This window comes from Cytobacillus luteolus, from assembly GCF_017873715.1.
Classification (GTDB): domain Bacteria; phylum Bacillota; class Bacilli; order Bacillales; family Bacillaceae_L; genus Bacillus_BV; species Bacillus_BV luteola.
Window position 1 is genome coordinate 146,001 of record NZ_JAGGKM010000002.1, and the last position, 20,032, is coordinate 166,032.

Consider the following 20,032-nt stretch of genomic DNA (forward strand, 5'->3'; position numbering starts at 1 on the left):
ATGGATACGTCAACTCATGTGATTACAGGAGTCGGATTAGGTGGTTTATCTTTTATAGATCCGACCATGGTTAATCATCCAGAACTTCTTACGTCAATGTTTTTTTGTACAATTGTAGGTTCAAATGCACCTGATATTGATTTTCTCTATAAGTACAAAGGAAATGATACGTATGTTAAAATGCACCGTGGTATGAGCCATTCGCTGATTGCACAAGTGTTACTTGCATTATCCATTGCTAGTCTAGCAACATTGGCCAATGGGGGATTGTTTTTTACGACGTTTTTCTTCTGGACCTTATTAGCTGTAATTGTACACGTGTTATTTGACATCTGTAACATTTACGGAACTCAAGCATTCCGTCCAATTACTCATAAATGGTTTGCACTAAATATTTTACCGATTTTCGACCCATTTATAATGAGTTTACATGTAGTTGGAATTGCATTATGGTTAGTTGGCTTCCATTCTGGACTTGTTTTCATAATCATATATATCGCCATAGTACTTTATATTTTACTCCGTTTTATAATACATCAAAGTGTGTTGAAACAAACCACGATAGAGAGTGAGCCAGGTGCCACATATACACTTATTCCTTCGTTTCGGTTAAACCATTGGGGAGTCATTGCTAGCTATAATCAGCAATACAAATTAGGTAAATTTGAAAAAAATAGTGTTGTTTGGTCGAAAGTGTTAATGAAAGCTTCTGAAAAAAACGAAATCATCCGTGCTTCTCGAAAACATTCATTTGTTCACTATTTGATGTTACATTCTACACATTTGCACGCAAACATAATTAATCACAAAGATGGGTACGAGGTACATTGGTTCGACCTACGCTACCAATCTAAAATCGATGAACCGTTTATTGCAATTATTAAACTTGATAAAAAACTAAATCTTATAGAAAGTAATGTGAAACGTGGATTAATTTCTGCACCTGAAAGAGTTTAATAAGTAAAAGGCTAAAGGAACATCTTAATAATGTCCTTTAGCTCTTCTTAATTTTAGAAGGGTTATTTACCTTATAAGGCACTGGGTCTTCTATAATGAACTCTTCCTCTACGTCCTTACCTTTAGGCAATCTTTTTTTGACAATCTTGCCATCAAATTCAAGCTTTTCTCCTGGTACTAATTCAAACTTTTTTAATGTTTTCGAATGGGAGCACCATGCAAGTCCAACTTCAATAGGTTCATCTTGTTCAATGACGACATTTTCAAGAACGACAACTTCATCATGTTCCTCATTAAAATGATTCCAGCTTAATGCAAATTGTTTTACAGTTGCTGTCATATGTACTTTATCTTCTGGTAAATCTATTTTCGTTGGCTTTTCTTCTTTTGTTTTTTCCTTACTAGCTACAGGCTTGTCTTCAGGAAGGTCTTTCTTGTTTGCCTTTGACACTGGTGTAGTTGGTGCAGTCTCTTCTTTTTCTATTTTACTTTTAGAAGTAGGTGATGTTTCCTCGTCATTTAATGCACTTGCTTTGCCAAAACTTGGTGATTGCATTTCTTTTAAGTAGGCAGGGTGGATACAGGTTAAATTACCATCCTGAAATTCAATAACAATCGTGTTATACTCATTTCCTTCACCGTATACTTCGTAACCCTTGATAGTAACAAGCCTTTGAAACGTAGCTTCTTTATACCAAAACTCTTTTTTTACTTCCTTCGTAGTGGAAAGTCCCCATTCTCTAACCTTTTCTTCATAGTCTGTTTCATCTGTAAAAGTCTCGAATTGTCCTTTTGGTGGTAAATAGAATGTTCGGTCAGAATCTTCAATGTGAGGTAACTTTATTGCCATCGTAACACTTCCTTTCTGTAGTTATTGTATACTAATTCCTTTTTTATCAGCAAGAAAAAGGGAATAACCGTTTTGGTTTGGATACTATTAAAAATGAAGGGCATCAATAAACAGAGAATTTATTTTATTATCTGAAGGGTGGTAACTATGGCTATTAAAGGAATCACAAAGCTCGAACGTCCACTACAAATTTTACTTTTAGGCGTTTTATTAGCGCATTTAGGGACATTATTAGTCATGCCAATCTTACCAATAATGCTAAAAAACGATGCAGGCCTTTCGGTGACTAAAATTGGGAGCGTCCTAGCCGCCATTGCAATTGCCTTTCAATTTGGAAGTATATTTGGAGGGATATTAGCCGATCGAATTGGACGAAGATTCATAATCGGACTCGGCGCGTTAATTGCTGGTGTTGGAATTAGCTTGTTTGGATTCTTTATAGAATATGGCCCCCTTATAGTTGCTGCGATTATAATGGGACTCGGCAACGGACTTCATGCACCTTCTATCAAAGCCTCTATCGCTGCATTTGCTTCTGAAGAAAATCGAACTACTGCTTTTTCTTTAAGAGGTATTGCAGCAAATATTGGAACTGGGACTGCTGGTCTTATTATTTTCTTTCTCATATCAGGAACACCTTCCATTCTATTTTTTGCAGCAGGTTCGATTTATGCTGTTCTAGCAGCTATAAGTTGGACACTTTTACCAAAAAGCTGTGGAGAAGATCCTTGCCCTCAGCTTCCTATTGGGGCATATGGTGAGGTTTTAAAAAATAAACCTTTCTTAGTGTTCAGTTTAGTAAGTATCTTAATTTGGGCATTATATGCACAATTGTCTCTAGCTCTCCCGATTAGAGCTACAACTATATTACCTTCTCCTGAAAATGTTGCTCTGATTTGGACAATTAATAGTGTGATTGTTGTTTTCACACAACGATTTATTACAAGACGTTTTATAGACCGCGTGCATCCACTGTCAGCATTAAGTGCAGGTATTGTTTTTATAGGATTAGGAGTAGGTTCACTCTTTTTTGCCAGTACATTTTGGCATTTGGTTTTTAGTGGTGCCATTTTTGTTTTCGGTGAAATGCTCATTTTACCGACTACAGATAGTACAATTTCACAACTCTCCAAAGCAAATATGATAGGTCTATTTTTCGCAGTATCAAATGTTGTTTCTGGGCTTGGAGAGGCTGGTGGAAAGTCAGTAGGTGGAGCGTTATTGGGTAATGTAGAAGTGAATGGACTATCATGGATTATATACGCTCTATCTGGTGTGGTATTAGGTTTACTTGTTTTGGCCTTAAAAAGATGGGAACCACTTAATGCCTCGTTGAAGCAGGCTATTAAACAAGAAGACAAACCGCAACATGCTCCACATGTTGCGGTTGAACCACCTCATCATCGATCACATCCTATAAATGACTGGGTCCCAGAACAATTTTTCCGGAAAAAACATCCTGTTAAATAAACTTGAAACGCTAAATGATCCTCATATCATTTAGCGTTTTTATTAAGGTGGGGTACAAGGTGCTTTTCTTATTTCTTTGTATGTTGACAGTTGGACTTGTTACTAGCTTTGTTCAGAAATACATACTGCGTATAAAAGAGCCAAATATAGAAGAATTATGGAAAGAACTTCATGAGCAAGATTGGTTTAAAGACTTGCTAGAAAAGCAAGAAGTAAAGATGATACTTGATGCATCAAAGGAAACAGGTCTTTTACGAGATCCTTATTACGTAAGGAAAATCATTGATCAAGAAGGGTACAGAGATGGCTTTATTGAATATATTTATGATAATTCCTATAAATAGCGGAAATATGTCCTAAAGAAAGAACACTAGTAGCTGTGAGACGACAGCAACCAAAATAAGCGCAAATGGATAGGCTGCAGCATAAGCAATTGCCGGATCCTCTGAGTCAATCAGTTGATTGACAGCACCTAAACCTGGAGTACTTGTCATTCCTCCACAGAGTGCTCCTAGTGAATGGATTATACTTAGGTGAAAAACTTTTCGGGCAATAAAAAATCCTGCAACAATAGGTACAATTGTAATAATCGCACCGGCAATGACTAAGCGAATACCTTCTGTTTGAATTACATCTACGATTCCTTGTCCTGCGGTTGTTCCAGCACCAGCTAAAAATAGCGCGAGTCCAATATCCCCAATCACCTGATTTGAAGGCTGGTAATATCTTGCCTTTATCGGACCTAGTTTACCAAAGTGGCCAATGATTAAGGCAACAAACAAGGGACCACCAGCCACTCCTAAAGTTAGTGTGCCTAAGCCAGGTAGGTGGATTGGTAACATTCCAAGTAATATACCCAATAACAGAATAATACTGAGTGAAAAGATATGAATATTCGTGACCGTTAGCTTGTTACGAGTAAATAACATTTCGACGTCGTTTAAACGATCCTCACTACTTACAATCGTTAACACATCACCACGTTCGAGACGTATACGAGTGTTCTGACTATACTCAATCCCACCACGTTCAATTCGAGTCACAGTTACTCCGTAATCTCTTCTAAGATTAAGTTCTCTGATGTTTTTTCCGATAATATCATACGAATCCACGATTACTCTGCGTAGTTTAATATGATCGACATTTTGTAAATCAGTGGGTACTTCCTTACCAGCGTATCTACAAAACTTATCAAGTTCTGACCTAATTCCTACTGATACAAGGCGATCCCCCTTTAAAAGGACAGTGTCACTTAAGGCAATAATACTACGTTGTCCTCGGATAACACGACTAATAACAACAGAGTAACTTTTATGAAACTTCAACTCTTGTAGGGTTTTCTTGTTTATAGCTGGATTCGTGACTTCAATCGTTATTACTTCAGGTGATTCTTCACTTTTAACCGGGTTATTTTTCTGTTGTAAGTCCTTTTGTAAATCAACTTTTAAAACACGTGGCAATAGTTGAACAAACAGGACCACTGCAATTACACCAAAAGGGTAAGCGATTCCGTATCCTACAGATGCAATTGGGTCATTGGTTGCTTGAAGTGCGGCTGCAAGTCCTGGTGTACTAGTTAGGGCACCAGTCATAATTCCAATACTCAAAGCTACTGAAAGGTTAAAGGCCTTTGAAACAAGGACAGTTGTAATAGCGGCAAGTAGTACAATTAAAATACTAATGATACCAAATATTACACCACTCGTACGAATCATCCTGAAAAAACGAGGGCCAGCTTGTAGTCCAACTGCAACAATAAACAAACTAAGTCCGAAGTTTTGGACAATAGGGGAGACCTGATAACCAAAATGACCAAACACCATAGCAACCAGAAGTACTCCAGCTGAACCAAGATTCAGACCTTTCACCTTCGTTTGGCCTAACCATGATCCTAAAAACAAAATAAAAAATAACAATAATAATGGTTCTTCTAAGAACCCTTTAATCGTGCTCATTTTTTATGGCCTCCATCAATGCATCTAATAGATAGTATGCCTTTTTGTACAGGAAAAAATAGGAGGGATATAGAATTTATTATGATTTAATACTAATTAAAGATGTGTAAAAATAATTAATTGACAGTAAACATAGATTACTATATTATTAGTTCATACAGTTGAATAGTTTCTCCTAAAGGGGAGTAGCTTTTACAACAAAGTCGTCATTTCGGAGTTATATACTCTCGGCTTTGTTGGCAACATTACAAACGTTGTTAGCAAGACCTTTACCTACCAGGTAAGGGTCTTTTTGTGATTTATTAGGCCTTTACCATCCACGGTGAAGGTCTTTTTGTTTGCCAAAATGATTCTAGATACAGAAACTGGCTCAACTGAAAGATAAAAACCATAATGAAAGGATTGACGAGTAATGAAAAAGGGTATGTTATCCATGGAAGAACTAATGAAGAGAAATAAAGAGGAATTACTGAAGGATAAACTTTTGCTTGAAAAAATCGAGAAACGCATTGAAGAGAAACAAATACTAAGTTCATCTAAATAAAATAACGAATTGAGACAATTGCGAAGGGAAGAGTACACTTGTAAAAAAAATCGGCTTCTTATCATAACTAAATAGATTAGAAGGAGAAACGATTTCACTTGAAATGAAGGAACATATTTTTAACGATGTCCCTATTAACCATACTAGAAACACATATTTCAACTTCGATAACGCTAGAGGCGAAAAACCCACCTCGTTATCAAAACGCAATTGTAACAATGATTCAAGGATTCAATGAAATTTCTGTAAAACCTTAAATCACAAAGAGAAAAAGGTGATAAAAGTGAAATTTATTAAAAGGATAACTTTTATATTTAAATTCAGGAGATTTGTCCCCTTTTTGAAGGATTTCTTTCTAACAAATGAAGTACCGATTCATAAAAAAGCACTAGGGGTTTTGTTTTTTCTAACTTATGCTTTCTTCCCATTTGACTTAATTCCAGACTATCTGGCATTTTTAGGACTCATTGATGATGTTGTCATAGCCTCTTTTGTTTTAGAAAGATTCGTTAAAATTGCACCAGAGTCTTTAAAGAAAAAACATAAATTTATCGAAAAATAACGTTTTAACCTAAGGGGGTTAACATTCATTGGAAATTTCAATTTTACTAGAATATGCTTGGGTATTACTTTTATTAATTGCCATAGAAGGGCTTTTAGCAGCTGATAATGCACTCGTTTTAGCGATTATGGTTAAGCATTTGCCAGAAGAGCAGCGTAAAAGAGCGTTGTTTTACGGACTTGCCGGAGCATTTGTTTTCCGACTTGGTTCACTCTTTGCTATATCGTTCCTTGTAAACGTGTGGCAGGTTCAAGCACTAGGTGCGCTTTACCTACTATTCATTGCTTTTAATCATATTTTTAGAAAACTAGTGGTAAAAAAGCAGAAAGAAAAAGCAGGAATGGTAAAAGAGAAGAAAAAATCAGGGTTTTGGGGCACTGTTATTAAAGTTGAATTAGCAGATATCGCGTTTGCAGTTGATTCAATACTTGCAGCAGTAGCATTAGCTGTAACACTTCCTAATACAAACCTTCCTAAAATCGGTGGATTAGACGGTGGTAAATTTCTTGTCATCTTTGCCGGTGGTTTAATTGGATTAATCATCATGCGTTTTGCAGCGAACTATTTTGTTACACTCTTACAAAAGAGACCTGGACTTGAAATTGCAGCATTTATGATTGTAGGTTGGGTAGGTGTTAAACTTACAGTCTTTACACTATCCCACCCAGAAGTTGGAGTTTTAGCAGAAGGCTTTGCTAAATCACCAGAATGGAAAATCACTTTCTATGCAGTACTGTTATTAATTGCAATTGGTGGTTGGTTCTTATCTAAAGAAAAGCCAGAAGAAACAAAAGTTCAAGAGAATATAAGCTAATATTAAAACCCTCAACCGTTAATGTTGAGGGTTTTTGAAATTAATAATCAGTCACGATTAAGTTTCTCTCTAAGTAAGATTCTATAATTTCACTAATTTGGAATGATACTTGAGGTAAGTCATAATTTTGTAATGAATGCTCGCACTGAGCTTTGTAAGCCATTGTATCATCATAATGATTCATATGGCGCTGAATTGCTAACTCATCATCACCACGCTCTTTTTGCCTCTGCATCACAGTATCTCTGTCAGCGTAAACAAAAATTCGTACAACTTGATCTCCGTACATATTTTTTAACAATTGTGCACCTTCAGTATTTAATGTTAAATAAACAATCTTATGCTTGTTAAAGATTTTTTGGATATCGAGTTCACGAATACCATAATAGTATCCATCTATTTGAACACTCTCTAGAAATTCATCTTGCTGTTTCATCTGTAGAAAAGTTTCTTCACCTACAAAGTGATAATCCTTTCCGTGTGTTTCGAAGGGACGGGGTGGGCGCGTAGTAAATGAGGGGATCGTTTCCATGTCAAACGTTGTAGCCACCATTTTGGCCAGTGTTTTTCTACCTGATCCATCTGGACCTGTGTAAATAAATATCATCTCTTTATCTTTTAACTTGTACATAAACTCCTCCTTATAAAATAATTATTGATAATTCTGTTAATTATTGTACCATATTTTGGACGAAAGGGACAGATATGAGTGTATAAATGTAGTAAAAAAGAGAAGCAGAGATTTTTCTACTTCTCTCTAGCAAGCTTTTCATGATCTATAAATTGAGGTGGTTGCTCTAACCAACCTCTTTCTATTTGGAGATTTAGACCATCTTCACCATACAGTGCAGCTTTTCGAATGAAGTTGGCATAAAGAGCGCCAACATCATGTCTCATTGAAGTTGACATGGCTGCTCCATATAATGATATTCCAACATTAGATAGTGTACCAATAATAAATAGCATAAGTTGATCACTGAAAGGTGCAGTCGTGGAGTTTGTAAGGTCAGCATCCCAGGTCATAGGGGCAGGTACCTCACTATCTAATAGGATATCATGAACATGACCCACAATATCTTCTGAGATTCTCTTTCCACGAATGAAATATTGTCGAAGTTCCTCTTCACCAATTACTTGCGCAAAACCTAAACATGTTGATTGTCCTAAAACATTATGTATTGAAGTCGTAGTTAAGTGGGTTACTTCTAAAGCTAATAATGGGCGACGATGACCAAAATATCCTCTTAAATAGCTCTGATCGTGAGCGAACTTTACTTCTTCAGGATAGTGCATATTAGGAGTTCTTATGAAAACCCCAATTTTCTGCATGAACGACATGATGTTATTATTAAGATTAACTGCATCATTTAGAAAATCACTATAAATCGCTCGAACATCTTCTCGAGCTGATAACGTAATCGCTGTTCCATGTGAACCTATACCAACTTTACATATATGCCTCATGTATTCAAGGTAAAAAAGATCACTAAATAACTTCGGTGCGTTTGGAATAACATGCTTTTCAACAGGAAATCCAGCTGGAAGTACAATGCTTTCTAAATTAAATAAGCTTTTTACTGTATTCATATGATCTCTTGCAACTTGTATCGTCTGGTCTATCAATGGATTGATATCCTGATTCTCAACAGTTTCCTTAAAGTGAGTCATAAGGCAAACGGTTAAGGAGTCATTAACATATGTAGACCACAGATTAGAAATTTCTGCACTTGATAGTTTAATATTTGAGCTCAATTTTCTGCCTCCACAATCATATTTGCATTATTTATGGCAATTTGTACCTACATATAGCATGTCCCAATTTTATTAAAAAGTTTATTCATTTATAAAATCATTTTTACGGGGGTATTTTGATGGAAACAAAGCATCTAGTTTTTGTGTACGGAACATTACGTAAGGACGAACGAAACCATTTTATCTTAAATGGAGCTAAATGCATTGGAAATCGGGCTTGGACAAAAGGTTACCTTTATGACACTCATCTAGGTTATCCAGTATTACAAGAAAACGAAGAAGGTACAGTCTATGGTGAAATCTACGAGGTTTCAGCAGCACAACTGGAAAAACTAAATGATTTAGAAGGATATTACGGAGAAGGCGAGAACAACTACTATGAGAGAAAGATCCAAGTCATTCATACCGACACTCAAGAATATGAAGCTCTTCTTTATTATAAGCCTAATGCAAAAAGTTCCATGTTTAAAGAATTGATAGATAGTGGCGACTGGATAACTTTTTTAGCGAATAAACGAAAATAAGTAGGAGGAAGACATGATTAACTCAATTCAGGAATGGGTAAAGACGAATGAACAACAAATAAAATCAACGTATAACCATTTACATACAAATGCCGAAATAAGCTGGAAGGAAGTAAATACTACAAAGTATTTATGTCAGCAACTACAGGAGTTAAATCTAAAAGTTGAAACCTTTGAAGACCACCCAGGCGTCATTGGATACTGGGGGAGTGCTTCAGAAGGTCCAACGGTAGGAATAAGAGCTGATATGGATGCACTATGGCAACTTGTTGATGGAGAATGGAAAGCAAATCATAGTTGTGGTCATGATGCGCACATGACAATGGTTCTACATTCTATTAAATGTTTGAAAGAGATTGGGTTTGAGCCTAAGGGGTTAATCAAGATTATCTTTCAACCTGCAGAGGAAACTGGAAAAGGCGCACAAGCATTGATCGAAAAAGGGATTATTGCAGACCTCGATTACTTACTGGGGATTCACTTAAGACCTGTTCAAGAAATGGAATTTGGTGTTGCATCTCCAGCAATTTATCATGGTGCAACTACCTTATTAAAAGGAGAAGTAAAAGGTATCCAAGCACATGGTGCAAGACCCCATTTAGGTATTAACGTGATTGACTCATTAGGAAGCATCCTTCAATCTATTAACTCGGTAAAACTTAACCCGACAGTGTCAGCATCAGCAAAAGTGACAATGGTAAAAGCTGGAGGCGATAATCTTAATATTATTCCAGATTTCGCTGAATTTGGAATAGATGTTCGAGCAGAACGAAATGAACTAATGTCTGAGCTTTTGGAAAAAATCCAGCATGCAGTAACAACCGCTGGTTCAATAAATCATGCAAAGGTCACGATAGAAACACAGGCAACAATGGTCGCAGCCGAACCCAGTCCTGCTTTTGAGAATATGATAGGTGAAGCTATAGTGGAAGCACTTGGAGAAAACGGACTCGTAGCGTCACCAGTCACACCTGGGGGAGAGGACTTCCATTTTTATAAAGCAACCTATCCTAATTTACAAGCCACTGTAGTAGGCTTAAGTACAGGTTTATCGCCAGGATTACATCATCCTGAAATGAGTTTTGATTTAGATGCACTGCTTAATGGGGTGAAGATATTGAGTGTTGCTCTTGTAAAATCATTGAAGCAAAATCTAGAATAAACACCAGTATGTGACACCAATCACATAATTTATCTATCTAACATGTTACGTTATTAATGAGAACTTTTCGCACTTAAAGATGAAACCTATTTGCAAAGGAGTATCTACTATGAGTGAAATCATTAATAACCGTGAACAACAAACTATAAAAGGATCAATTGTTGAGGTAGAGAGAGAGAAACACCCTGAGGATCAACCTGGACATCCCGTGCACACATTTATTTTAGAAAATCAAGCAATCACAAAGTTGGTTGAAACAAAGGTGACAGTTCACTTAGAAGAATTTATTAAGTCAGATTCACCGGAAAGCATTAACAAACTTTTGGAAGATTGCAATTTATTACTTGATATTGATAAGCACTACAGTCGGAAAGAAAACCTATTATTTCCTTATTTAGAGAAGTACGGAATCTATGGCCCCACAAACAATATGTGGAGAATTGATGATTTTATCCGTGATGGAATTAAAGATGCTAAGAGGCTATTAGCAAATTATAATGGGGAGAGCCAAGCGGTTATAGATGTGATGACGTTTGTAATTAATGAAGTTTTGAATATGGTATATCGTGAGGAAAACATCTTATTTCCAATGGCTCTCATGAATTTAACAGAAGATGAGTGGATAAAAATAGCACATGAAAGTGATGAAATTGGTTTATGCTTGATTGATTCAATAGAAGAGTGGTATCCAGACCGTAAAGCAATAAATGAAAATACCCTCTCTGAAGGTTTCATCAAAATGGAAACTGGAATCTTATCGTTAAAACAGCTTGAACTTATGTTAAACCATTTGCCAGTAGATATTACGTTTATTGACCAAGACGATGTTGTTCGGTATTTTTCTCACGGAAAAGAACGTATCTTTGCTAGAACAAAAGCAGTAATTGGACGTACAGTACAAAACTGTCACCCACCTAGAAGTGTACATGTAGTTGAGGACCTCTTAAGAGACTTCAAATCTGGTATAAAAGATACAGAAGATTTCTGGATAAAGTTCCGTGATAAATATGTATATATCCGTTATTTTGCCGTTCGTGATGAGAGTGGGAAATACATTGGTACTCTTGAATTCACACAAAACATAGATCCACTTAAGGCAATCGAAGGTGAAAAGAGGATATTAACTTAACTTTATTAAATTAACCAACTGTTTAAGCTTAAACAGTTGGTTTTTTTGTTCTCCGAAAGGGAATTTCGTGTCAACTGTATGGTAAACTATTACAATAAATTTAACTTACCAGGTTGAAAGGAGCAAGTAAATTAAAATATGTTTTATATTCTAAGTTTTATACTTATTTTTCTATTAACTCTTATCCTCTTTCTAAAGTTACACCCAGTGTTTGGTGGTACATTAAGTGATGAAGAAAAAGAAATGTACCGAACATTTCCGAATTATGTAAATGGTAAATTTGTAAATACATTTGACTTAAACATGAAAATGAGTCCTGCAACGATCGTAACCTTAATGAGAGACGGATTGGTAGGAAAAGAAGAGAGAAGACCAAAGACACCTTTACCTGTTTCTTTCAACAATAAAACTATTTCTAGTGAAGATAATCTGACTTGGTTCGGTCACTCAACGTTCTTACTTAATATAGATAAAAAGCACATTTTAGTTGATCCAATGTTTGGCCAAACTGCTTCACCTGTTTCATTTGCAGGAAGTAAAAGATATAGCAAAGAAGTATTAGCAATTATTGATAAACTTCCTCCTATTGATGCGGTGCTAATCACTCATGATCATTACGATCACCTAGATTATCCATCCATCCTTAAATTAAAAGAAAAAGTAAGTGAATTCTTCGTACCTTATGGTGTTGGCGCACATTTAGTGAGATGGGGAATACAAAGAGATAAAATAAGAGAGTTCAATTGGTGGGAAGAAATACTGTGGTCAGAGTTTACTTTTAGTTTCGTTCCATCACAGCATTTCTCTGGAAGAGGTATTACTAATCGGGACAGTACCTTATGGGGAGGATGGGTCATATTAGGAAAAACTTCAAGGATTTATGTAAGTGGGGATGGGGGATATGGGCCACATTTCAAACAAATCGGAAAGAAATATGGTCCATTTGACCATACAATTGTAGAAGGTGGTCAATACGATCCGCGATGGTCAGCCGTACATATGCAACCTGAGGAATCAGTTCAGGCTCATCTTGATGTGGCTGGGAGAAATATGATACTAAGTCATTGGGGAGCTTTTACATTGGCCTATCATAGTTGGAAGGAGCCCATTGAACGTGCATTAGTAGAAGCGGAAGCAAAAGGGGTCACATTGATAACACCAAAATTAGGTGAAACGGTCCACTTACAATCTAATATGGCTAAGTCTACTTTACCATGGTGGAGAGAGAAAGATTAATTTGAATACAGGGGGATCTCTTTTTATGAATAGCGTGCAGGTGGTTTATGTACTTTTTGGAAAATAAGGAGAAGCATGGTCCAATAAGACCATGCTGTTTTTCTATTAATTGTGTCACCGGGGGCCTGACCCCCGGTGCGGTAAAGTGGTAAAGGAGTAGCCTTTTTTTCTAATTGCATGGATGAGTTCTGGGAGAATGTGTAAGGTTTGTTTTAGTTCGTGAAGTAGAATGATGGCTCCTTCTTCTAAGTGATCAACGACATTGCATATTATTTGTTGAGGCTTATCTTTTAACTCCCAATCTATTGAGGCAATTCTCCACATAACGGTTGTTAATCCTAATTGTTGTGCTGCTTTAAGGGTGTCTTCATTATACCGCCCAAAAGGAGGGCGGAAGTAGTATATCTTTTCACCTGTCATATCTTCAATTACATTAACACTTGTCTTTATATCTTTTAGCTGTTTTTCAAAAGGTAATTTCACTAAATCTTTATGATTAATTGAATGAGTTCCAATAAGATGACCTTCTTTAATTACTCTAAGCCATGGCCTCTCATGGTGAAGCAAGCGGGATTGCCAAAAGAACATAGCGGGCACATTTTCATCCTTTAGGACATCTAGAATCTGCGATAAGATTCTACTTGGACCGTCATCGAAGGTAAGAATAACTGACTTTTCGTTAGGTGATCCAATTGTCACTATATTTTTATCACTTGAGTCGTACACGACCCTTGTTTGATCAACCACTCATGGACTTTTATTCATACCAACATTTCTCCTTTACCTAACTATAAACAAGCTCTTTCACTTCTTCCGAACTCGAATGATAAATTAGATTAAACTCTTTGTCACTGAACTCATTAGGAGAGCCATCAAAAACAACTTCTCCTTCTTTTAACGCGATGAGTCTTGTAGCAAATCGTTTCGCTAACTCTACGTCATGAACATTGATTATCGTCAATAAGTTGTGTCTTTCGTGTATTTCTTGTAGCAAAGTAAAAATGCGAGTAGAGGTACCAGGATCAAGGCTTGACACCGGCTCATCACCAAGAAATACGTTTGGATTCTGAAGCAATGCACGAGCAATTCCTACTCTTTGTTTTTGACCTCCACTTAATTGCTCTACTCTTCGATTCATTTGAGAATTTAATTCTACATCTTCAATGGCTTGCTTGGCACGGTCAATTTCTTCTTGTGAAAACCATCCAAGTAAATTTTTAAAAGTAGATCGATACCCAAATGTACCTGTTAAGACATTTTGCATTACTGTGAGTCGGGGGATGAGGTTAAAATGTTGGAAAATCATTCCCATTTCACGCCTAACAATGCGCAGTTCTTTTTCAGACAAATTTGATAAGGAGGTATCTTTATAAAAAACTTCCCCGTTTGTTGGTTTTTGAAGACCATTTATACAACGGATAAAGGTTGATTTACCTGAACCACTTTTACCAAGTATACAAACAAACTCCCGATTTTCAAAGGATAAATTGATGTTAGAAAGAGCATCACTTTCGCTACCAGTGTAACGAACGGAAAGATTAGTAACAGATAACAATGGGATTCCCCCTCTAAATGACATTATTGCGTACTTTACTGCCTATTAGGTCCACCATAATGACAATAATCATAATGATTAAAACATCTAAGGAAACAGAAGAATATTGAAACGTCTTAAAATCGTTAAACAACCGCTGTCCAATCCCTCCGCCACCAATGAAACCTAAGATGAGAGATGTTCGAATTGCAACCTCAAATCGATAAAAGTATTGTGATAAAACATTTGGCCAAATTTGCGGCAGTATACTAAACAGGTATCCAAATCCACTTTTTGCACCAACTGCTTTCATGGCCTCCTGTGGTCCAGGATCTGCTGCTTCAATTAATTCACTTATTAATTTTCCTAAAACCCCAATATTGTGAAACATAATTGCCAATACAGCAGGGAAGGGACCAAGGCCTAGGGCTGTTAATAAAATTAAACCGAAAACAATCTCCGGAATAGAGCGAACAAAGCTAAGGGTACTTCGAGAAAAATGATAAACAAATTTTGAAGGAGTCGTATTCCTGGCTGCGGTAAAGCTGATTGGTAAAGCAATAACCAATCCTAGGAAGCTCCCGAGAAATGCCATTGCTAATGTTTCAGCACTGTCTCTTATCATATATGGAAGTTTTGAAAAATCCATTGGAAACCAATGTGATAAAAAGTCAATCATATTACGAAAGTCCCTGAATTTTGATAAATCAAATTCAGTAAAAACGGCACTTATATAAATGAGAATACCAAGTATGAGGGCAGTGCCTATACTCTTTGGTTTAAACCACATGAAAAATCAGCTCTATTCTTCAATAATTCCTTGTTTAATTGCTGCTTGTTTAATACTTTCATAATCTTCATTTGTTGCAGTTGTAAAACCAGTTGCCCCAAAAGCATCAAGGATTTCTGGGTCAGTAATACTTAAAAATGTGTCTTGTAATGCTTTAATCGTTTCAGTATCTAGATCTTTATGAACAGCCCATGGATATTGGAAAAGCTCCTTCGATGTCCAGATAACCTTAAGTTGATCGCCATCTAATTTTCCTGACTCTACAAGTTGGTTATAAATAGCACTGTCAATTGCCCCAGCAGACACTTGTTGATTCTGAACGGCTAACCCAGTCGCGTCATGAGATCCAGTAAAACGCACTGACTTAAATTCATGTTCATCTTCAGATTGATATACACCCCGATCTTGTAATTCAATACTTGGAATTAACGATCCAGAAGTCGAGTTAATATCACCAAAAGCAAAATCGATTTCTCCACGTGCTTCTAAGAGGTCCTCAAGAGTGTTCCATGGGCTATCTTTATGTGTAATAACATAGGAATGATAATAAGGCTTACCATCAATAACTTGCGTGATGATTGCTTGAGCGCCGCTTTTTTGATGGGCAATTACATAAGTTAATGGGCCAAAGTAGGCCATATCTATTTTATTGTAGTTCATTGCTTCAACTACACCATTATAATCAGGGTAAACTTCAACTTTCACGTCTTTTCCTATACCTTCAGAAATTGTTGTTTGTAACTTTTCCATTGCAGATTCCATTGAACCCTCGGTTTGAGCAGGAATAACTCCAATTGTAAATGGTTCACTTTCATCAGCCGCTCCACAGGCAGAGAGGATAAAGACTAAACAGACAACCATATAAATTTGTAAACATTTTTTCATTTTTCTACACCTCATTATTTTAATTAAAAAGGACCCCTATGGAGTCCTTAATATAGCCATTGGAATGCCATAAGCACCTAAGCACTACGTTTTGAATTACACTACAGTAATTCTACAAGCTTTATCGCTTGTTACTTCACCAATAATCGCAGCTGGAACATTTCTGTCTAGTAATGCTTGATACAAAGATTCAGCGTCAGACTCTGGTACTGAAATTAATAATCCACCAGATGTAACTGCATCACACAATATGAACTGTGTTACTTCATCAATATTTTCACTATAATCAATACAATCTGCTAGCCATTTATGATTCTTTTTACTACCACCTGGTATGATATCTTGCTCAGCAAGCTCTCGAGTTCTACTTAGTACTGGCACTTTATCACTATAGATTGTAATTCCAGTTTGACTTCCTTCAGCAATTTCCCGAGCATGGCCAAGTAAACCAAAACCGGTTACATCTGTACAAGCATTCACAGGGAAATTCTCCATAGCTTCAGCTGCGTCCTTGTTTAGTGCAGCCATTATCTGCATCACTTCGTTTAACTCTGCTTCACCAAGTAAATCTCTCTTAATAGCTGTGGTTAATATTCCAACACCAATTGGTTTTGTGAGTATTAATTTATCTCCAGGCTGGGCAGCTGCATTAGCACGAACACGCTCTGGGTGAACTGTACCTGTCACGGATAAACCGAATTTTGGCTCGTTATCATCAATAGAGTGGCCACCAACGAGAACGGCCCCAGATTCTTTCACTTTATCAGAAGCACCTGCTAATATATCTGCTAATATGCTTTTATCAAGCTTACTAATAGGGAAGCCGACGATGTTCATAACAGTTAGTGGTTTTCCACCCATCGCATACACATCACTCAATGCATTGGCGGCCGCAATTTGACCAAACATATATGGGTCATCGACAATAGGGGTAAAGAAATCTAATGTTTGAACCAGCGCTATCTCATCATTAATTTTATAAACACCTGCATCATCGGAAGTATCTAATCCAACAAGCAGATTTGGGTCTGGAACAGATTTAGGTAAGTGACGCAAAACTTGCGCCAGGTCCTCAGGACCAATTTTGCATCCTCAGCCACCTTTTGAAGATAAAGAGGTAAGCTTAATTATTTCTTCTTTTGACATGGTTTTCACTCCTTGCTTAATTAGATTGAATATCTTGATAGATATCAAACAAATGTTTTGCTTCTTTTTGACTATTGTGATGTTGGTCTACAAAGTCTTTAGCTTTTTTCCCTAACATTTGTCTTAATTCGTTATTATTCATGATTTGTTCTGTATAATCAAGAAATTCGTCTGATGTGTTATAAACTAACCCCGTTTCTTGATGAGTAACGATGCTTCGATTGCCTTGATTATCAGAGACAATCACGGGTAGCTCGTGAGCCATTGCTTCTAAAATAGAAGAGGGTTGACCTTCAGATATAGATGTATTGAGTATACAATCTGCTTGCTGGTATATCGCACCCATTTGTTTATGCGGTACTTGCCCGAGATAGGTAATCCAACTACTATTTGTATGTACAAATTCTTCTACAATTTTACCTTCATCTTCCTCAAGGACAGGACCTACTAACCATAAACGAACATTCTGGTGTTTTTCTTTTAAACGTGCCAAAGACTCAATAGCAAAAGGAACATTTTTCACTTTACGAATTCCAGCAGGGAGGACAAATAGAAATGTATGTTCTTCCTTTTTATAATCAAGGTCAGCCAGCGGAAATCTGTCTATGCCTTGTGGAATAATGTGAGTCTTCTCTGAAATGCCAGGTATTTCATTTAACAGGATGTGTTTAGCTTCCTCATTAAATACGTGTATCGCTTTAGCATTCTGTAGGCAAGAAACGACAATTGATCTTGTTTTTTCATCAAATAAATTATGATTTAGATCTGTCCCAGTAAGAGTAATGACATAGCTTTTAGGCTTCTTTTCGAGTCTTTCCGTAAAGCGATAAAATCGATAGGCATGAAAACCATGATAAACATCGGCTTCTGGTAGGAAAGTAGCTGCTACATTATCCTCTGTCATAGAAATAATCTCTGTTTGCACTTTCAAGTTTTGTAACTCATTTGCTATCCGCCTGACAGTCACTGTGTTTCCACGAGGTTGATGAAAATTAGGTGTAACTAAGACTACTTTCAAGAATAATTCATCCTTTAATTCATTGAATACGAACCACTATTTTACGTATTCAAATAGAGTTTAACGTTAGTGTTTGTTGTTTTCTTTTGGCTATTCCATAAATGATAAACTAGGTGATGTTCAGCAGTTGGGGGCATTCTAACATTTTTCCGATAACTTTACTTAGTTTAAAATTTTTGTTTTCTTTTGGCAAGAAAAAGGCCTTGGTTCATAGACAAAAAAAAGTGTAGAATAATTTCCACACTTTCAAAAGTCGAATTAATTTGTTTTAGCAAATTCTGAAATAATGTAAGCTATATGAACAATGCCTTCTTCAAAATCTTTAAGGCGAATGGATTCATTGGGTGCATGTAATCGAGAATGAGCCCAACCTACTCCGGTACTAACGATAGGAAGTTGCAAGTGGTGTCCGAATTCGGTCATTGGACCTGTACCCGTATTATTAGGGGATAGTACCACTTCGGTATCATAAACTTCCTGTGCTGTACGGACCATAAGCGTGACAAATGGATGAGATAAATCAGAACGGAATGCTCTTACACCACTTAATAATTTTACTTTCACATCTGAGAACCCTTGTTTTTGAAGATGATTTTCAATACATTCTAGAATATGGGCAGGATCCTGGCCAGGAACTAAGCGACAATCTAACTTAGCCATCGCTTTTTTTGGAAGAACAGTTTTAGAACCTTCTCCGTAATAGCCACTCTCGAGACCACAGATTGTCATCGTTGGGTTAAAAATATTTGCCTCACGAGGATCTTGTCCATTATAAGAAGTGATCAATGGTTGCTTTAATCCATATAGGTTCGAAATAGATTGCTCATCAAAAGGTATACTCCTTACATACTCCAACTCTAAATCTGTTGGAGGGAGGATTCCATCGAAAAATCCATCAACTAAAATTTCATGTTTATCATTTTTCATTGATGCAAGTGCATGGGTAAGTCTCCATGCTGCATTATCAACAAGGGCACCAACTTTAGAGTGAAGATCCATATCTGCACTTTCACATACTAATTCAAAATAAGCCATGCCTTTTACACCAGCCATTAAGCTGACTCGGTCTTTATCATCTTTATCAGCATGCTCCCAAATACAAGCATCCGCCTTAAATAATTCATTGTATTGGGTTAAATAGAATTCAAGATTCGGACTGCCGATTTCCTCTTCACCTTCAAGTAGAAACTTTACATGACAAGGTAGACCAGCTTCTGACTCTTTTAAAATTTTAATAGCAGTTAGTCTGGCCATTAAGTCACCTTTGTTGTCAGCAGAACCTCTTGCAAATAATTTCCCTTCTATTTCAGTTAACTCAAACGGGGGAGTCTCCCATTCATCTAATGGTTCAGGTGGTTGAACGTCATAATGGTTGTAAAATAATAAAGTCTTTTCAGGATTTCCTCCAGGACCCGCTTCAAAGGAAGCATAGATAACTGGATGTCCACCTTCAATATCATCTAATACCTTTGTTTTACCTCCAAGTTCTTCAATGAAATTCAAAAGGTATTGAACCGTTTCCGGTATCATCTTTTTTTGAGCAGAAATAGTCTGTAAGCCACAGAATTCCTTTAAATCTTCCACAGATTTTGGGAGATTTTCCTTTACTTTAGTTTGTATCATCTCAATTAACAACCTATATACCTCCAATTCATTGCTGTTTGTTTACTATTTTCGAGATATTTTTAAAAATACCTTTAATAT

The 20,032-nt window shown here is 36.6% G+C and carries 21 protein-coding genes; 10 read left to right on the forward strand and 11 right to left on the reverse strand.

The window, feature by feature from the left end; genetic code table 11:
• Positions 1–957, forward strand: a complete 957-nt coding sequence (locus J2Z26_RS05560) for a metal-dependent hydrolase (RefSeq protein ID WP_193536337.1) — start codon at positions 1–3, stop codon at positions 955–957.
• 37 nt (positions 958–994) lie between these two features.
• On the opposite strand, the gene J2Z26_RS05565 is transcribed toward J2Z26_RS05560, so the two are convergent.
• Entirely contained in the window at positions 995–1,807 is an 813-nt protein-coding gene (locus J2Z26_RS05565) for a hypothetical protein (protein ID WP_193536338.1), read from the reverse strand.
• 147 nt (positions 1,808–1,954) lie between these two features.
• Between J2Z26_RS05565 and J2Z26_RS05570 the strand changes: the two genes are divergently transcribed.
• Both J2Z26_RS05570 and J2Z26_RS05575 read left to right on the forward strand, forming a co-directional pair.
• Positions 1,955–3,277 carry an MDR family MFS transporter gene (locus tag J2Z26_RS05570; protein WP_193536340.1) on the forward strand — a complete coding sequence of 441 codons (1,323 nt, stop codon included), beginning with the start codon at positions 1,955–1,957 and terminating at the stop codon, positions 3,275–3,277.
• Positions 3,278–3,336: 59 nt separating this feature from the next.
• On the forward strand, positions 3,337–3,621 hold the full coding sequence (locus J2Z26_RS05575; RefSeq protein ID WP_193536342.1) for a hypothetical protein: 285 nt from the start codon (positions 3,337–3,339) through the stop codon (positions 3,619–3,621).
• Between the two features lie 12 nt (positions 3,622–3,633).
• Here J2Z26_RS05575 and J2Z26_RS05580 read toward each other — a convergent pair whose 3' ends face one another.
• Positions 3,634–5,232, reverse strand: a complete 1,599-nt coding sequence (locus J2Z26_RS05580) for an aspartate:alanine exchanger family transporter (RefSeq protein ID WP_193536344.1) — start codon at positions 5,230–5,232, stop codon at positions 3,634–3,636.
• Between the two features lie 412 nt (positions 5,233–5,644).
• On the opposite strand from J2Z26_RS05580, the gene J2Z26_RS05585 reads away from it, so the two are divergent.
• The 3 genes from J2Z26_RS05585 (at position 5,645) to J2Z26_RS05595 (ending at position 7,152) form a co-directional block, all read left to right on the forward strand.
• On the forward strand, positions 5,645–5,776 hold the full coding sequence (locus J2Z26_RS05585; RefSeq protein ID WP_193536346.1) for an FbpB family small basic protein: 132 nt from the start codon (positions 5,645–5,647) through the stop codon (positions 5,774–5,776).
• Between the two features lie 340 nt (positions 5,777–6,116).
• On the forward strand, positions 6,117–6,338 hold the full coding sequence (locus tag J2Z26_RS05590) for a YkvA family protein (protein WP_227413706.1): 222 nt from the start codon (positions 6,117–6,119) through the stop codon (positions 6,336–6,338).
• Between the two features lie 28 nt (positions 6,339–6,366).
• Complete coding sequence (locus J2Z26_RS05595; protein ID WP_193536350.1) at positions 6,367–7,152, forward strand: TerC family protein; 786 nt, start codon at positions 6,367–6,369, stop codon at positions 7,150–7,152.
• Between the two features lie 40 nt (positions 7,153–7,192).
• On the opposite strand, the gene J2Z26_RS05600 is transcribed toward J2Z26_RS05595, so the two are convergent.
• Positions 7,193–7,783: a guanylate kinase gene (locus J2Z26_RS05600; protein ID WP_193536352.1), complete on the reverse strand. Its 591-nt coding sequence runs from the start codon at positions 7,781–7,783 to the stop codon at positions 7,193–7,195.
• Positions 7,784–7,899: 116 nt separating this feature from the next.
• Positions 7,900–8,904: a DUF3231 family protein gene (locus J2Z26_RS05605; RefSeq protein WP_227413707.1), complete on the reverse strand. Its 1,005-nt coding sequence runs from the start codon at positions 8,902–8,904 to the stop codon at positions 7,900–7,902.
• A gap of 119 nt (positions 8,905–9,023) precedes the next feature.
• Between J2Z26_RS05605 and J2Z26_RS05610 the strand changes: the two genes are divergently transcribed.
• The 4 genes from J2Z26_RS05610 to J2Z26_RS05625 all read left to right on the forward strand — a co-directional run bounded on the left by J2Z26_RS05610 (position 9,024) and on the right by J2Z26_RS05625 (position 12,955).
• A complete protein-coding gene (locus J2Z26_RS05610) occupies positions 9,024–9,428 on the forward strand; it encodes a gamma-glutamylcyclotransferase family protein (protein ID WP_193536354.1) in 405 nt (134 codons plus the stop codon).
• Positions 9,429–9,441: 13 nt separating this feature from the next.
• On the forward strand, positions 9,442–10,590 hold the full coding sequence (locus J2Z26_RS05615) for a M20 peptidase aminoacylase family protein (protein WP_193536356.1): 1,149 nt from the start codon (positions 9,442–9,444) through the stop codon (positions 10,588–10,590).
• 109 nt (positions 10,591–10,699) lie between these two features.
• The gene (locus J2Z26_RS05620) at positions 10,700–11,719 is read left to right on the forward strand and encodes a DUF438 domain-containing protein (protein ID WP_193536358.1); all 1,020 of its coding nucleotides are present in this window, start codon (positions 10,700–10,702) and stop codon (positions 11,717–11,719) included.
• A gap of 138 nt (positions 11,720–11,857) precedes the next feature.
• Complete coding sequence (locus tag J2Z26_RS05625) at positions 11,858–12,955, forward strand: MBL fold metallo-hydrolase (protein ID WP_193536360.1); 1,098 nt, start codon at positions 11,858–11,860, stop codon at positions 12,953–12,955.
• Between the two features lie 114 nt (positions 12,956–13,069).
• Here J2Z26_RS05625 and J2Z26_RS05630 read toward each other — a convergent pair whose 3' ends face one another.
• The 7 genes from J2Z26_RS05630 to J2Z26_RS05660 form a co-directional block, all read right to left on the reverse strand.
• On the reverse strand, positions 13,070–13,654 hold the full coding sequence (locus J2Z26_RS05630; RefSeq protein WP_325168874.1) for a polysaccharide deacetylase family protein: 585 nt from the start codon (positions 13,652–13,654) through the stop codon (positions 13,070–13,072).
• 85 nt (positions 13,655–13,739) lie between these two features.
• The gene (gene phnC, locus J2Z26_RS05635) at positions 13,740–14,510 is read right to left on the reverse strand and encodes a phosphonate ABC transporter ATP-binding protein (protein ID WP_193536362.1); all 771 of its coding nucleotides are present in this window, start codon (positions 14,508–14,510) and stop codon (positions 13,740–13,742) included.
• A 13-nt stretch (positions 14,511–14,523) separates the two neighbouring features.
• A complete protein-coding gene (gene phnE, locus J2Z26_RS05640; RefSeq protein ID WP_193536364.1) occupies positions 14,524–15,279 on the reverse strand; it encodes a phosphonate ABC transporter, permease protein PhnE in 756 nt (251 codons plus the stop codon).
• Between the two features lie 12 nt (positions 15,280–15,291).
• Positions 15,292–16,164, reverse strand: a complete 873-nt coding sequence (gene phnD, locus J2Z26_RS05645) for a phosphate/phosphite/phosphonate ABC transporter substrate-binding protein (RefSeq protein ID WP_193536366.1) — start codon at positions 16,162–16,164, stop codon at positions 15,292–15,294.
• A gap of 96 nt (positions 16,165–16,260) precedes the next feature.
• A complete protein-coding gene (gene selD, locus J2Z26_RS05650) occupies positions 16,261–17,310 on the reverse strand; it encodes a selenide, water dikinase SelD (protein ID WP_193536367.1) in 1,050 nt (349 codons plus the stop codon).
• A gap of 16 nt (positions 17,311–17,326) precedes the next feature.
• Positions 17,327–18,328, reverse strand: a complete 1,002-nt coding sequence (locus tag J2Z26_RS05655; protein ID WP_193536369.1) for a glycosyltransferase — start codon at positions 18,326–18,328, stop codon at positions 17,327–17,329.
• Positions 18,329–18,586: 258 nt separating this feature from the next.
• Positions 18,587–19,951 (reverse strand): M20/M25/M40 family metallo-hydrolase, encoded by a 1,365-nt coding sequence (locus J2Z26_RS05660; protein WP_193537333.1) that lies wholly within the window; start codon positions 19,949–19,951, stop codon positions 18,587–18,589.
• Positions 19,952–20,032 lie beyond the last annotated feature (81 nt).